The sequence below is a fragment of the Acinetobacter sp. Ac_3412 genome (genome assembly GCF_013072675.1).
GTDB lineage: Bacteria > Pseudomonadota > Gammaproteobacteria > Pseudomonadales > Moraxellaceae > Acinetobacter > Acinetobacter higginsii.
The window spans coordinates 291,635-306,915 of the sequence record NZ_LXUJ01000014.1 but is presented as its reverse complement, the minus strand read 5'-3'; the positions used below and the strand labels follow the sequence as shown (position 1 = coordinate 306,915).

At 41.1% G+C, this 15,281-nt stretch carries 13 protein-coding genes; 5 read left to right on the top strand and 8 right to left on the bottom strand.

The window, feature by feature from the left end; all coding sequences use genetic code 11:
- Window positions 1-81: 81 nt before the first annotated feature.
- The 3 genes from topA to A7P54_RS18570 form a co-directional block, all read right to left on the bottom strand.
- Window positions 82-2,721, bottom strand: coding sequence for a type I DNA topoisomerase (topA, locus tag A7P54_RS18580; RefSeq protein ID WP_016164983.1), 2,640 nt, complete (start codon window positions 2,719-2,721; stop codon window positions 82-84).
- 33 nt (window positions 2,722-2,754) lie between these two features.
- Window positions 2,755-3,204: a hypothetical protein gene (locus A7P54_RS18575; protein WP_004802536.1), complete on the bottom strand. Its 450-nt coding sequence runs from the start codon at window positions 3,202-3,204 to the stop codon at window positions 2,755-2,757.
- Between the two features lie 159 nt (window positions 3,205-3,363).
- Window positions 3,364-3,726, bottom strand: coding sequence for a helix-turn-helix domain-containing protein (locus tag A7P54_RS18570; RefSeq protein ID WP_171550454.1), 363 nt, complete (start codon window positions 3,724-3,726; stop codon window positions 3,364-3,366).
- 99 nt (window positions 3,727-3,825) lie between these two features.
- On the opposite strand from A7P54_RS18570, the gene A7P54_RS18565 reads away from it, so the two are divergent.
- Window positions 3,826-4,836 (top strand): zinc-binding alcohol dehydrogenase family protein, encoded by a 1,011-nt coding sequence (locus A7P54_RS18565; protein WP_171550453.1) that lies wholly within the window; start codon window positions 3,826-3,828, stop codon window positions 4,834-4,836.
- A gap of 58 nt (window positions 4,837-4,894) precedes the next feature.
- On the opposite strand, the gene A7P54_RS18560 is transcribed toward A7P54_RS18565, so the two are convergent.
- The gene (locus A7P54_RS18560) at window positions 4,895-5,140 is read right to left on the bottom strand and encodes a SlyX family protein (RefSeq protein ID WP_004656007.1); all 246 of its coding nucleotides are present in this window, start codon (window positions 5,138-5,140) and stop codon (window positions 4,895-4,897) included.
- Between the two features lie 32 nt (window positions 5,141-5,172).
- On the opposite strand from A7P54_RS18560, the gene A7P54_RS18555 reads away from it, so the two are divergent.
- Window positions 5,173-7,065 carry an ATP-binding cassette domain-containing protein gene (locus tag A7P54_RS18555; RefSeq protein ID WP_171550452.1) on the top strand — a complete coding sequence of 631 codons (1,893 nt, stop codon included), beginning with the start codon at window positions 5,173-5,175 and terminating at the stop codon, window positions 7,063-7,065.
- A gap of 96 nt (window positions 7,066-7,161) precedes the next feature.
- On the opposite strand, the gene A7P54_RS18550 is transcribed toward A7P54_RS18555, so the two are convergent.
- From A7P54_RS18550 to fae, 4 genes are all read right to left on the bottom strand, one after another.
- Window positions 7,162-8,523, bottom strand: coding sequence for an MFS transporter (locus A7P54_RS18550; RefSeq protein ID WP_171550451.1), 1,362 nt, complete (start codon window positions 8,521-8,523; stop codon window positions 7,162-7,164).
- A 125-nt stretch (window positions 8,524-8,648) separates the two neighbouring features.
- The gene (locus A7P54_RS18545) at window positions 8,649-10,088 is read right to left on the bottom strand and encodes an NAD-dependent succinate-semialdehyde dehydrogenase (protein ID WP_171550450.1); all 1,440 of its coding nucleotides are present in this window, start codon (window positions 10,086-10,088) and stop codon (window positions 8,649-8,651) included.
- 4 nt (window positions 10,089-10,092) lie between these two features.
- Window positions 10,093-11,121: an aldo/keto reductase gene (locus A7P54_RS18540; RefSeq protein WP_171550449.1), complete on the bottom strand. Its 1,029-nt coding sequence runs from the start codon at window positions 11,119-11,121 to the stop codon at window positions 10,093-10,095.
- An 11-nt stretch (window positions 11,122-11,132) separates the two neighbouring features.
- Window positions 11,133-11,648, bottom strand: coding sequence for a formaldehyde-activating enzyme (gene fae / locus A7P54_RS18535; protein WP_005200298.1), 516 nt, complete (start codon window positions 11,646-11,648; stop codon window positions 11,133-11,135).
- Between the two features lie 228 nt (window positions 11,649-11,876).
- Here fae and A7P54_RS18530 point away from each other — a divergent pair, with 228 nt between their 5' ends.
- The 3 genes from A7P54_RS18530 (at window position 11,877) to A7P54_RS18520 (ending at window position 15,244) form a co-directional block, all read left to right on the top strand.
- Window positions 11,877-13,052 carry a hypothetical protein gene (locus tag A7P54_RS18530; RefSeq protein ID WP_171550448.1) on the top strand — a complete coding sequence of 392 codons (1,176 nt, stop codon included), beginning with the start codon at window positions 11,877-11,879 and terminating at the stop codon, window positions 13,050-13,052.
- Window positions 13,053-13,238: 186 nt separating this feature from the next.
- Window positions 13,239-14,123, top strand: a complete 885-nt coding sequence (locus tag A7P54_RS18525; RefSeq protein WP_004802518.1) for a LysR family transcriptional regulator — start codon at window positions 13,239-13,241, stop codon at window positions 14,121-14,123.
- A 185-nt stretch (window positions 14,124-14,308) separates the two neighbouring features.
- On the top strand, window positions 14,309-15,244 hold the full coding sequence (locus A7P54_RS18520) for a lauroyl acyltransferase (RefSeq protein WP_171550447.1): 936 nt from the start codon (window positions 14,309-14,311) through the stop codon (window positions 15,242-15,244).
- The last annotated feature ends 37 nt before the right edge of the window (window positions 15,245-15,281 follow it).

Sequence of the window (15,281 nt, the reverse complement as noted above, 5' to 3'; positions counted from 1 at the left end):
ACCCCAATCAAAATTAATTTTTCTTTTTATTTGTTCTATAAAAAATGCCAGCAATCGCCAGCATTTTTTAAACTTTAATGTTTAAGCTTCTACCCATTTCCCATCTTGGAACACCAAACTCCACTTGGTTTGTTTCCCTTCAGCGGTTTCAGAACCCACATATTGTGCTTGGTTCTTACGGCTGAATTTCACTACCGTTGGATTGCCTTCTGGATCGACATCTGGAGCTTCTAACAAGAACTGGTATTTCGGATCAAGCTGCTCAGCCACACTGCGTAATTCAGCGACTTTCGGTGCACGCGTTTCACGGATTTTCGGGAATTTGCTGGCTGCTAAGAACAGACCTGCTGCACCATCGCGCAATACGAAGAAATCATCATGCTTGGCTGAACGTAAGTGTTCCATTTTGATTGGATCAACACGCGGTGGCGCTGGTTGACCACTCTTTAATACTTTACGGGTATTGTCACAACTTGAGCAGGCAAAGTAAGGTCCAAAACGACCTGTCTTTAACTGCATTTCACCATCACATTTATCACATGGAATGGTTGGACCATCATAGCCCTTAATCTTGAATTCGCCTTCCTCGACTTCGTAACCATCACAATCTGGGTTATTACCACAGACATGCAATTTACGACCACCATCGACCACATAGCTGTCCATTGCTGTACCGCATTTAGGACAACGGTGTTTCGACATCAAATCAGCTGTTTCAGCACCATCATCATCCGACAAAGCAGCTAAAGACTCGACTGGTGTTAAATTGAGTGTGCCTTTACAACGCTCTTTCGGTGGCAGGTTATAACCTGAACACCCTAAGAATACACCTGTTGTTCCGGTACGAACTTGCATTGGACGCGAACATTCAGGGCAAGAGACATCGGCAACTTCGACTGGCTGATTACGGCGCATGCCGCTTTCACCCTGCGCATTGGTCAAACGTTTCTTAAAATCACCGTAGAAAGTATCCAGTAACTCTTTCCAGTTACGCTCACCCATTGCAACACGGTCTAATTGACCTTCTAAATCAGCGGTAAAAGCATAATTCATCAGGTTATTAAAACTTTCATCCAAACGATCTGTAACAATCTCACCCATCTTCTCGGCAAAGAGACGACGGTTTTCCAATTTTACATAACCACGTTCTTGAATAGTTGAAATAATCGCAGCATAAGTCGATGGACGACCAATGCCTTTCTTCTCTAATTCTTTCACCAAAGACGCTTCAGTAAAGCGTGCAGGTGGCTTGGTAAAATGCTGACTCGGATCAAGTTTTTCTAACTTAAGTACTTCACCCACTTTCACCGCAGGCAATAGAATATCATCATCCGATTTATTAGCACCACGAACACGGGTAAAACCATCAAATACCAGTGTGCGGCCTTTCGCCTTTAACTCAACATTTGATGCTTCAACCGTCAAGGTCGAAGATAAATATTCTGCTGGTGTCATTTGACAGGCTACAAATTGACGCCAAATCAAATCATATAAACGTTGTGCATCACGCTCGACACCTGCAAGTTTATCGCCAGTCAAACCAACATCTGAAGGACGGATTGCTTCATGGGCTTCTTGTGCACCTGCTTTATTGCCATAGCGATTTGGCTTGGCAGGGACATATTTTTCACCAAAATTTTGTTGAATATGGTTACGCACCATATTCACAGCGTCATCACTTAAAAAGGTTGAGTCTGTACGCATATAGGTAATGAAACCACCTTCATACAAACGCTGCGCTAGCATCATGGTTTTCTTTACAGAGAAACCTAAACGCGTACTCGCCGCTTGTTGTAAGGTTGAAGTGATATACGGTGCACTCGGATTAACTTTAGTTGGTTTATCTTCGCGTAGTGCAACTTTATATTCAGCATCTTTTAATACGCTGAGTAAGGCATCTGTTTCCGCTTTATTTTTGAGTTTAAGGGTTTTACCTGCTTGCTTAACCGCTTCTAAGCGTATGTCTTCTTTCTTGGAAATGGTATCTGCAAAAACTTGCCAGTATTCTTCTGGAATAAATGCACGGATTTCACGTTCGCGTTCAACCACCAGTTTTACAGCAACTGACTGCACGCGTCCTGCCGATAAACCACGGGCAATCTTTTCCCATAGTAATGGCGACACCATAAAGCCCACCACACGGTCAAGGAAACGACGCGCCTGTTGAGCATTAACACGGTTTAAATCAAGTCGTGTTGGTTGTTTAAATGCTTCTTGAATGGCATTCTTGGTAATTTCGTTAAAGACCACACGATGGTAGCGACTATCATCCCCACCAATCACTTCTCTTAAATGCCAAGCAATTGCTTCCCCTTCTCTATCCAAGTCCGTTGCGAGATAGATTGCATCTGCATCTTTGGCGAGTTTTTTCAGTTCGGCAACTACATGTTCTTTGCCCGGGAGCACTTCATAGTGTGCGATCCAATCATGCTCTGGATCGACCCCCATACGGTTGATCAGCGCAGACTGTGCTTTTTCGGCTTTCTGTTGATCCGTTAATTTGGCACGGGTTGCGGGCTTCTTTTCAGTGGATTTCGCCCCGCCTCCTGTCGGTAAATCACGCACATGACCGACAGATGACTTCACCACATATTGTGAACCCAAATATTTATTAATTGTTTTCGCTTTTGCAGGCGACTCCACAATCACTAAGGCACGTTTCTTTGCAGCAGATGCGGAAGCTGCTGTGCTTTCTGAAGCAGAGCGTGGAGTATTCGCCATAATAAATCGTTTTTCCTATGATCAATCAGAGAGTTAGCGCTGTGCTAAATCATGTAAATAAGCTTTTATCTGTTCAAGCTGTGTGGCTCTTAGGTCAGTTTCTTCATCCCAATACAGTCCGACACAGTTTGCCTGCATATCAATAGCATAAACTCCTTTTAATGCAATGGTTAAATCATTAAATTTCTGATCCCCTTGCACGACCTGAAGCTTGCCATCCACCACCCGCGCGCGCATTAACGCCAAACGAGCATCTGGAATCAGCACACTATAATAAGCCACCATACTGGCACGTTTTTCCGATGCCATTGGAATCTTGGTCCATTCTGGCGCAACGATTAAACGCGGATGCAATCCCATTTTGCGCGCCTGATCACGCATCATACCCAATGCCTTTTCTCGAGGACTGACACGTAAGCCAAAAATCGAGCCCAGTACAAATAGTACAATCGCAACCGTGATCCAAATTCCAATATTACTCATAAAGTAGCCCAAAACTTTCTTTTATTAGCGTTACATAAGTTGAATCCAAAAGGCAAGTTTCAACGTAAAAAATAATCTTGTATTCAACTGCACCGTTGAAAGCATCCTTTTTCAGACTATCAAAAGCCTAAAGTGCCAAATGCTTTTAACCTACTTACTTTATTCAACTAGGGTTAATTTTCCGAATTGATCAAGATGTGTATCGCCCCAATGCTTTAATGCAACAATAATCTGTTCCAGACTACGACCTAAATCAGTTAAACAATATTCAACTTTTGGAGGAACCTGTGGATAGACCTCTCGATGCAGAATGCCATCTTGTTCTAATTCGCGGAGTTGATTGGTGAGCATTCTCTGGGTAATACTCGGTACACGCTTACGAATTTCATTAAATCGTAAAGTGCCTTCATTAAATAAGTGCCAGAGAATGACACATTTCCATTTACCATCAATCAAACTGATGGCGGCTTCGACGGAACAGCCCGGGGAACAATCAAAGCTCGAATGTCGCATTTTTGCCATTTTACAGTATCCTTTTTGACACTATGAGCGTTATTTGTCTGTAGTCGCTAAAATTAAGCTTAAGTTATGCTGAGATTCCAATCAAGTGGAAGCAAAACCATGAAAGCTGTGGCATATCAAAAGGCAGGTGCAATTCGTTTAGACAATGCGCTTGTAGACATTGAGATTGACTCACCTGTTGCACATGGACATGACTTACTCGTTCGTGTGCAAGCTGTTTCGGTCAATCCAGTCGATACCAAAATTCGGAACAATAAAAGTGCAGAAGATCAGCAATGGAAAATTCTGGGCTGGGATGCCGTAGGTGTCGTTGAGGCGATTGGCGAACACGTCACTCAGTTCAAAATTGGTGACCACGTCTGGTATGCAGGTGCACTCAACCGACAAGGCAGCAATAGTGAATTACAATTGGTTGACGAGCGTATTGTCGGACATAAACCCAAGTCACTTGATGCTAGCGAAGCGGCAGCGCTACCTTTAACCGCAATTACCGCATGGGAAATGCTGTTTGATCGATTAAAAGTTCCTCGAGCTGCGGCTGAGAACACTTCAATCCTCGTCATTGGCGGTGCTGGTGGGGTGGGTTCAATCACCATTCAATTGCTCAAACAATTAACCAATCTAACCATCATCAGTACCGCATCTCGACCAGAAACGTCTGAATGGGTAAAACAGTTGGGTGCTGATTATGTCCTAGACCATCGCCAAGCTTTAGCTCCACAAATTCAGCAGCTCGGCTTAAATGCGCCTTTATATGTATTTTCAACCACGCAAACCGATCAGCATCTCGCGGATATTGCAGAACTGATCGCAGCACAAGGTCGTTTCGGTTTAATTGATGACCCTGAACAACTCGACATTAAGCCCTTTAAATCAAAGTCTGTTTCGGTGCACTGGGAGTTTATGTTCACGCGCTCTATGTACCAGACTGAAGATATGATCCAACAGAGCCAACTTTTGAATCAAGTTGCAAGCTTAGTTGATGAGGGAAAGATTAAAACCACAGTGAGTCAGGTACTTTCGCCAATCAATGCCGAAAACCTAAAACGTGTACACCAACAAATCGAAAGTGGCACGACCAAAGGAAAAATTGTCCTGCATGGTTTTTAAATGCAGCTATACAACCTAAATCTTGCAGTCATGCCACTCAACATTGCTGCAAGATTTATTAATAATGCGGTGGTTTATCATTTATCGGATCAAAAGCTGCAATTCCTTCGGATAAATCTGAAGATTCAACCCGACGATATAAAAATTGCATTTGTTTTTTTAAATCAGCAATTTCCTGCGTTTGAATTGCGAGTTGCTGATTCAATTGTTCAACTAAATCATCTAAAAATGCAATTCGGACTTGCAAATCTTCAATGGGTGCGGAGAATGACGCGTGATTATCAAAATTTTGTGGTTTAGTCATTTCAGACCTCATCTGAACTTTTAGGAAACATTATGGCCTATATTACTTTAAGGGATGTCCATCTCGCATTTGGCGGACCTGCCTTACTCGACGGCGCGAACTTCAACCTAGAACGTGGCGAGCGAGTCTGTTTAATTGGTCGTAATGGAGAAGGTAAGTCTACTTTATTAAAACTGATTGAGGGAAGCTTGTTACCAGATAACGGTGAAGTTTCAATTCAAAACGGTTTAACTGTTTCAATGTTAGCCCAAGACGTCCCAATGGACTCAGGCAAAGTTGCGGACATCGTTGCTGATGGTGCAGGCGAAGCATCTATTGTATTGAAAGAATATCACGAAGCCAGTGATGCCTGCGTATTGGGTGATATGGAAGCTTGCGACCGCATGGGCATGCTACAGCACAAACTGGATCAGTTGGATGGTTGGGCATTAGAAAACAAGGTCAACTCGATTCTCAGTAAAATGGGACTTGATCCTAACGCCGATCTAGCGGATTTATCGGGTGGTCGTAAACGTCGTGTGTTATTGGCACGTGCTCTACTCACTCAACCTGATGTGTTGTTATTGGACGAACCAACCAACCATTTAGACGTCGAAAGTATCGAATGGTTAGAAAAGTTTTTATTGGATCAAAATAACCTGACCCTGCTGTTTATTTCGCACGACCGTTCATTTGTCGACAGCATTGCCACCCGTATTGTTGAGCTTGATCGTGGCATTTTGCGTAGTTACGAAGGTAACTATTCACGCTATCTCGATCTCAAAGCACAACAAATGGAAGCTGAAGAAAAACAAAATGCTTTATTTGATAAAAAGTTAGCGGAAGAAGAGGCTTGGATTCGTCAAGGTATTAAGGCCCGTCGTACTCGTAACGAAGGTCGTGTCCGCGCATTAAAAGACTTACGTGAGCAATCTAAGGCACGCCGTTCACAACAAGGCAAAGTCAGTATGGCAACGCAAGAAGCCAACCGCTCTGGTAAGCTGGTATTTGAAATTGAAAATCTCAGCGTCAGCTATGGCCAACAACCACTGATTAAAGACTTCTCTGCAATCGTATTACGCGGTGACCGTATTGGTTTGGTTGGTGACAACGGTGTCGGTAAAACCACTTTGATTAAAGCGATTTTAGGTGAGATTGAGCACGGTGGTTCCGTGAAAACCGGTACTCAACTCGAAGTCGCTTATTTTGACCAGTTGCGTAATGCCTTAGACCTTGAAAAAACCGTCATGGCCAACGTTTCAGAAGGTTCTGATTTTGTTGATGTGAACGGTAACCGCCGTCATATCTATAGTTATTTACAAGACTTTTTATTCTCACCAGAACGTGCACGTACCCCAGTCAAAGCACTTTCAGGAGGCGAAAGAAACCGTATCTTATTGGCAAAATTATTGCTCAAACCATCGAATTTAATCGTGATGGATGAGCCAACCAATGACTTGGATATGGTGACACTTGAGCTGCTTGAGGAAATGCTGTCTGACTATAAAGGTACTTTGCTGTTGATCTCGCATGACCGTGCCTTTATGGACAATGTCGTGACTTCGACATGGGTATTTGACGGTAAAGGTCAAATTGATGAGTACATTGGCGGCTATCAAGACTATTTGGAACAACGCCCAGATCAAAAGGTCGTTGATCAGAAAAGTGATGTAAAAAAAGCGCAAGCCAAAGCAGAAGCGGCTGCAGCACCTAAAAAGGTAAAACTCAGTTATAAAGACCAGAGAGAGCTTGAACAACTGCCTGCTGAGATTGAAAAATTGGAAACTGAACAAGCAGAATTATCAGAAAAATTAGCTGATGGGTCTTGGTTTGTTTCAGATGCCAATGCAGCAACTGCAGCCAGCCAACGCCTAGCTGAAATTGAAGAAGTATTGCTAGAAAAATTGGAACGCTGGGACATTTTAGAAAATATGTCTAAAGGCTAAAAGCTCCGCATGCATTGATTAAAGGCTCCTGATGGAGCCTTTTTCTTTTTAATATCATCTGAAGCCACTTCAAAAATCTAATCAGATAGACTGTACTTATGGTAGCTCTTTTGAAGCCGCATAAGCCTTTATTTCATCAACTTCAGATGCCTCGACCAAAGATAGATTTTTAGTTTCTGGGGCCCATAAAATCGAAATAATGGTTCCAAAAACCAGAATACATACCAGTAATAACATCGTGGCAGTCATCCCGATCTGCAACAGACTGATTGGAAGAATAAAGGTACTTGCTGCAGAACCAAATCGGCTCACTGCTGTAGCGATCCCAATGCCACTAGAACGAACCTCAGTCGGAAAACTTTCTGCAGGGAAAACACCAACTAAATTACTGACTGCAGATAAAATCATCGTAAATGCGGCAAACAAGAGTACCAATGCCCAGTTCAATGTTTCAGGCAGTATCGTAATCAACAGTAAGCTGACCGAGAGCAATACAAAGGAATAGATTAAGAAACCGCGACGGGAAAATTTATAAGTACAGTAAATACCGATTACTGCGCCGAGTAGCAGCATCAAATTTAAGATGGTTTCTGTGGTGAAATCATTGGATAACTTCATCAATTCTAGAATCATCGGCAAGAAGGTATAAATTGCAAAATACGGCATCACAATACAGGTGAAAAAGATGCAGTTGAACAAAGTCCGTTTCAGGTATTTTTGACTAAACAATAATTTAATACTGGAAAAATTATTTTGCTGTGCCAACTGATCTGTTTCACTCTCAATCGTTACATTTGCTCCAAAATATTTTTGAACAATCGCCCGAGCCTCATCTTTACGTCCATGTTGCATCAACCACCGTGGGGATTCTGGTGTTCCAATTCGTGCAATTAAAATAATTGCCGCAGGGATTGCTGTTGAGGCGAGTAAATAACGCCATGTATCAGGCCCAAGATCTAAATCAATCACGAACTTGGCAATGAACGTTGCCAGTACATAACCAAATGTCCACACCACACTAAATGAGCCTAAAATTGCACCTCGACTTTGTTTAGGTAAAAACTCCGCCAACAATGCATGCCCGACGGTATAGTCCCCTCCCAGCCCAATTCCCATGAGTACGCGGCAGAGAAACAGTTCTAAAGGGGTAGAAGCATAGAACTGGGCAATCGAACCAATCAGGACCAAAATGAAGCTAATACAAAAGATCTTCTGTCGACCTAATTTATCTGAAATAAATCCAAAAAATAAACTTCCTACAAATAGACCTATCAGAACAGCACTTCCGATTGCACCCTGCCAAAAGGAATCCAGCTGCATCAGAGGAGTAATTAAAGTGAAAACCATCCCAATCAAACCAATGATATAACCATCAGTTAAATGTGCACCGAAAGTCAAAGCCGTTATTTTGAAATGAAATTTGTTCAATGGCACATTATCAATATTTACGGTATTCATATACGCTCCCATTCCATGGAGTAAAATTGAATATTTCTTCTATCCAAAAAACTTAAAAAAGTAATGACGACACCTCATCGATAGACCTCAGATCAGTTCCTTTGAGATCTATCCTCGTCCGTCAATTAAGCAAGGCCACCGAGCAAGATGTACTTAATGTTTTGATACTCGTCTAAGCCATATTTCGACCCTTCACGACCAAAACCGGACTCTTTCACGCCACCAAAAGGTGCTACTGCCGTCGAAATAATACCCTCATTGATTCCCACCATTCCCACTTGCAATTGATCTGCAACCCACCACGTTCTCTTTAGATCTTTGGTATAGAAATATGCAGACAGCCCATATTGGGTGTTGTTTGCCAGTGCAATCGCTTCCTGATCCGAAGCGAAGGAAAAACATGCTGCGACAGGCCCAAAGGTTTCCTCATGCGCGACTAGCATTTTGTCATTGGCATGCTTAATGATCGTAGGTTCATAAAAGAGCCCACCCAACTGATGCGCTTTACCACCCGTCACAATTGAACCACCCTTTGCTAAGGCATCATCAATGTGACGCTGCACTTTTGCCATCGCAGCCTGATTAATTAATGGCCCTTGCGTTACACCCTCTACAAAACCATGACCAACTTTGAGTTTCTGAACCTCTGCCGTAAGAAGTTCAACAAATGATTCATAGACCTTTTCATGAATATAAAATCGGTTGACACAAACACAGGTCTGCCCAGTATTTCTATATTTTGATGCCATTGCACCCTGAACCGCCGCCTCTAAATCAGCATCTTCGAACACGATAAAAGGGGCATTTCCACCAAGTTCAAATGAGGTTTTCTTTAAGGTGTCCGCTGCTTGACGCATTAATAATTTGCCCGTCGCAGTAGACCCCGTAAAACTGATTTTTTTCACTTTCTCTGAGTGCTGTAAAGTTGCGCCAATCTCCTGCGCATTCCCAGAAACAACATTAAATACCCCTGCAGGCACACCCGCTTGCTCTGCCAGCACTGCAAGTGCAAAAGCTGACAGAGGTGTTTCTTCCGAAGGTTTTAAAATCATAGTGCACCCCGCAGCCAAGGCTGGGGCAACTTTACGTGTCACCATTGCTAATGGAAAATTCCAAGGGGTAATCGCAGCAACGACACCAACAGGCTCCTTGGTGACCATGATTTTTGTTTGCGCTTTAAATGTAGGGATAATATCGCCGTAGTTACGTTTCGCTTCCTCAGCAAACCACTCAAAGAAACTGGCAGCATAGACCACCTCACCTAAAGCCTCAGCTAAAGGCTTACCTTGTTCCTCCACAAGAATCTCTGCCAATTGCTGCCGATACTCCAGCATCAATTCACCCCAGCGTTTCAAGACTTGTGTTCGCTCAGCGGCAAGTGTTTTTTTCCATGTTTCTAAAGCATGATCAGCTGCCACAATTGCATGTTCTGTTTCTTCAGCACCGCATTTTAGAACCTGACTCACTTCTTGCGCATTTGCTGGATTAAAAACAGGATAAGTATTGGCTTGACTTGCCAACCATTGACCATTGATAAAGCTGGTATTTTTCTTTAAATCTAACATCTTATTACACCCCTACATCTACAAAACAGCCTTTAGCCTCACGAGCAATGCGCGAAATACGCTTCTCACTGGTGTAATCATTAATCAGATCACAAGGGGTATAATTACGATCAATTTCATATAATTCATCTTCGTTGAATTGAGTCTCTAAGGCTTGTATTGCGGTTTTAAATTGATCTACGTTATCAGCACCTACCAACATACTGTGAATGCCAGGGCGTTGCAGTACCCAAGCCTGTGCAACCTGTGCCATTGTTAAATTTTTATTTTGAGCCACTTTGCCCACCGATTTTACAATTTCAAAGCTCACAGCGTCGTTATACATCTGCTGGGTAAAGAAATCGGTGGTATTCCGTGTTGAACTCATTTCACCACTTAAAATGCCACGGGCTAAGGGACTGAATACTGAAACGCCAATCCCTTGATCAATACAGAAAGGAATCATTTCCCGTTCTTCTTCCCGATAGGCACAGTTCAGTTGCAATTGCATATTGATCGGTTTGACAAAACCATTGCGCTCACATGAGATCAAGATTTTTGCCAACTGCCCGACGGTCATGGTAGACACACCAAAATAACGTGCTTTTCCAGACTTGATAATTTCATTCATTGCAGCAAGCGTTTCATCTACGGGGCTATCAACATCAAAAAAGTGCAGCATATAAATGTCGACATAATCCGTACCAATGCGTTTTAAAGATTGATCGATACTACTGAGAATATTTTTTCTAGAATGTCCTGTTTGATTGATGCCCCCACCTGTTCCATAGCCAACTTTTGTGGTGATGACCACCTCATCACGATTGACCAGTTTATGAATAATTCCACCAACAACTTCTTCACCTTTTCCTGCCGAATAAAAATCAGCAAGATCAATAAAATTGACTCCTGAATCCAGCGCATATTTAATAATTGGAGCACTTTGCTCAGCATTAAAAATCCAGGGTTTCCAAGACGATGAACCCATATTCATGGTGCCTAAACATAGGCGCGAAACTTTTAAACCTGAATTTCCTAAATTGATATATTCCATGGTCTTCAACCTTAGTGTTTAGGGGTATAAAATGGGTTTTTGATTTGTTTGAGTGCGACTAAATCATTCTTTAGCGGTAAATAATTCAATGCTGCATGAATTGCCCGAACACAAGCGTTGTAATTATTGTGATACACCTCATCCAAATCATTACAACTCGGATTAACCCAATTCGCGGTGACAATGGCCCACTCATTTTCAGCCTCAGGAGGAAATATCCCAGACGAGAGTGCTTCATTGATGGCCTTAGCAATACCCGCTTGTGATGCCCCCCAAGTCGCATTTGCATGCAAATCCCCTTGAATTTCCGCTTTATTGACATACAAAGTCATTGGTTTCACGGGGATATTGGGTTGAGCAATCACCATAAATGGACAATGACCTTGAGATGGTGAAGACAGACTATTTGCAAAAGCCTGTCCGACAGGACCACCACGTGGACCAATTAAAATATTGATATGTGATGCATTGACCCCCTCACCTTCAAATCCCTCGCCGATATAAACTGCAGCAGTTAAATTATCCATGTACTTTCCTTGATCGAATAAACTGCTATTACCATCCCTCGTTTTAAATAAAAATAAAATACAAATTAATTCACAACACTATTAAAAAATCTAATATTAAAAAAACTCACACTGCTGTGAATTAAATTCATAGCAATTGTTAAATTTTCATTATAAATAAAACCTCAAATATGTTTTATTAACCAAAAACAAGGAAATTAAAATTAAATTTATTTTCAAGGATTAAAAATGTTAAAAATAAAATCAGCACCAATTAAAACTCTACTTTTCATAGGTAGTTTAGTAATAAGTCAAACCATTTATTCTGGAATAAAAATTGGCGAACCAACTTCAAGTTTAGGTCAATTAAATGTGGGTGGTGCAATCCGAGGTAAATATGTCTATGACCATGACGCCAACCCGAGTAGTAGTAAATTTTCTTTTAGTGATGCGATCTTAGCGCTCAACTATGAGTCTGCAACGCTTATTGGCGGGCTAGATTACCGTCTATATGAATATTATGGTCATATCGGTGATGCAAGCTGGTTAACTGATGCTTGGCTTGGCTATAAAATCAATCCAAACAATAAAATCATTGCAGGTTTAAACCCAGTCCCATTTGGATTAGATCGTTATTGGGGAAATACCTTTTTTCTTGGCATTGCCAATGTGATAGGTCTTGAAGATGTACACAATATTGGGATTAACTATCAATTAAAAACTAATAAAAATCAATTGTCTTTAGCTTTCTATCCAATTGATGGCGGCAATTTTAGAGGGCATTCAAAAGATGCACGGCGCTTCAGTATTAATATGGTCAATGCAGATGATTATGTTGAGAATGGAACCAATACCCAAGAAAAAAACATGATCATTGCCCGTTATGCATACTCTTCAAACTATGCTGACCTCAACTATCAACTTGGTACATCGGTCTGGTACTCAGACATCGAAAACAAAAATTATTCCAGCACAGGATCACGTCAAGTATGGTCTATTTTTGCTGATTTTAATTATCAAAGCTGGAATAGCAAATTATTATTTGGTCATCAAGACATTGATAATAAAGACCACTTGAGTCCTGATCATATTAGCTTGGGCGGATTTGACTATTCTTATAACTCAGCAACGCAAGGAGACTTTTTTTCAACTGAGTTTAGCTATTTATTTCCACATCATTTTGAATATGCACAATCCATTCGCCCTTATCTCAATATCAGTGGTTATATCAATAAAAATCATAGTAATACTGATAGTTACAGAGTTATTCCAGGTATTGCATTTAAAATTAAAGACCTTACCATTCAAGCAGAACATTTAATCGGAAAGTATGATCCCTACCTTGGTGATCAAAATGGTTTAGCACAAGGATCAAATAATAACTGGAATCAAAAAACATATATTTCACTTGCTTATTATTTTTAACCAACCGATAGAATACTCCTTATTTAAATTATAAAAATTATTTTTATAGTTAAAGCACATCATCCAAAATATACGCTATGCTAGACTTAGTACAATGGATTGTGATGAAGATTAACCATTAAATCAGGAAACATGGCTTTAATCTTCATCTTATAAATATCAAGGATATGATAAAAGGACGTATGGATGCGACAATTACCTCCCATGAACGCTTTACGCATCTTTGAAGAGGTGGTTAAGCATTTAAATTTCTCTCATGCAGCACAATCTCTCTGTCTGACGCATGGGGCTGTCAGCAGACAAATCAAATTACTAGAAGAATATTTAGGCGTTCAGCTTTTTCTGAGATCACCCAAAGGAATCGAACTCACCTCTCATGGTCTCGAGTTCGCAAATGATATGCAAATTGTGTTTGATCAAATTGAAGCATCCACACTCAAATTTAGAGCAAAAAACATCCGCACAAAACTCAATATTGAGGCCCCACCAACATGGTGTAATCGAATTCTCTCCCCAAATTTAAAAAACTTTTTGCTTACCAACAAAGACTATTCATTTACAGTGAACTATACTCAAGATGCTGAAAACACTGAAGTTGCTGTAGATACGGATATTCGTATTCGATTTGGCCTCTCACCGGCCCACCATTGTCAAAGCAGCTTATTATTAAAAGAAGACTATGTAATGGTCGCCAGCCCACAACTATTTAAAGATGAACTTGCTCCCAATCTTCAAGACTATCCTCTTATCCATGTGTTATATAACCGTAAAAGACTAGATACATGGCAAATCTGGTTAAAACAAAACCATTATATAGATTTAAGCGATTCACATTGTGCAATCGAATTTTCAACAACAGAACAAGTGATTCAAGCTGCTGTTGCTGGTTATGGTATTGCTATTATCGATAAACCTATGATTCGGAATGAACTCAATATAGGTACTCTAAAAACGATGATAGATACGGATATCCAAAGCAAGTATGGTTATTGGATCGATATTCCCTTTAACAAAGCGACTCTTCCAAAAGTTCAAACCTTCAAATTTTGGTTGGAAACCTTATTAACCTAATCTCTTTGCTGGGCATGTTAGCAAGGCTTATTCAGTATCTTGTTTCAATCTATGAACGTATAGATGTCCTTTTTGTGTCGCTAGAGACACTAAAACAGCTTTAGTATTATTTTACATTTAAAGTTGCCAAACTCACTTCATGTTACACTGCTCTGAAATTCAACGTTATTCTCTTTACTAAGTTTATGAGTCAAAATCAGTCTTATATCCCTGGCGAATTTCAATGGAAATTTCTATTACCCAAATACTGGAAAATTTGGATCGCCATTCTCTTTCTTATGCTATTGGCCATTCTCCCATGGGCTATTCAATGGCGCTTGGCACATGGTTTGGCGGCTTTATGCTGGCGTGTGCTCAAATCACGCCGTAAAACCACACTTCAGAATTTAGAGTTGTGTTTTCCAGAGTGGTCACCTGCCGAGGTTGAAGCACAAGCCAAACAAGTTTTCGTGGATATGATGCTTGGTGTATTTGAAACCCTCAATGCTTGGTATTGCCCCAAATGGTTTAAAGGCCGCCATAGTATTGAAGGCTTAGAACATATCAACGATGCAAAAGCACAAGGTAAAGGCGTGTTATTACTCGGCACCCACAGCACCTTATTGGATGCAGGCGGTTATATCTGTTCTCAATATTTTGAACCCGATGTGGTGTATCGCCCACAAAACAATCCGCTGTTGGATATGCTGATTTATCGCTGTCGTGCCACCATTTATCAACATCAAATCGATCACGATGATATGCGTGGTTTGATCCGTCGACTCAAAGATGGTGGTGCAATCTGGTATAGTCCTGATCAAGATTTTGGTTTAAAACAAGGCGTGATGGCTCCTTTCTTTGGTGTTCCAGCGGCAACCGTGACTGCTCATCGTCGTTTACTCAAAATTTCGAAAGCGGTTGCAATCCCCTTATATTTCTATCGTTATGGCGATGTTCGCAATCCAAAATATAAAGTACTGATTGAGCCAGTTGTGGACAATATGCCAAGCGAAGATGAAGTCGATGATGCGATTCGCGTGAATAAAATTATTGAAGCTCAACTCCGTATCGCACCTACGCAATGGATGTGGTTCCACCGTCGTTTTAAAACCCGTGCTGAAGGTTACGACAAAATTTATTAAGCTAAAAAAGCCGCCTTATTCATCAATAAAGCGGCTC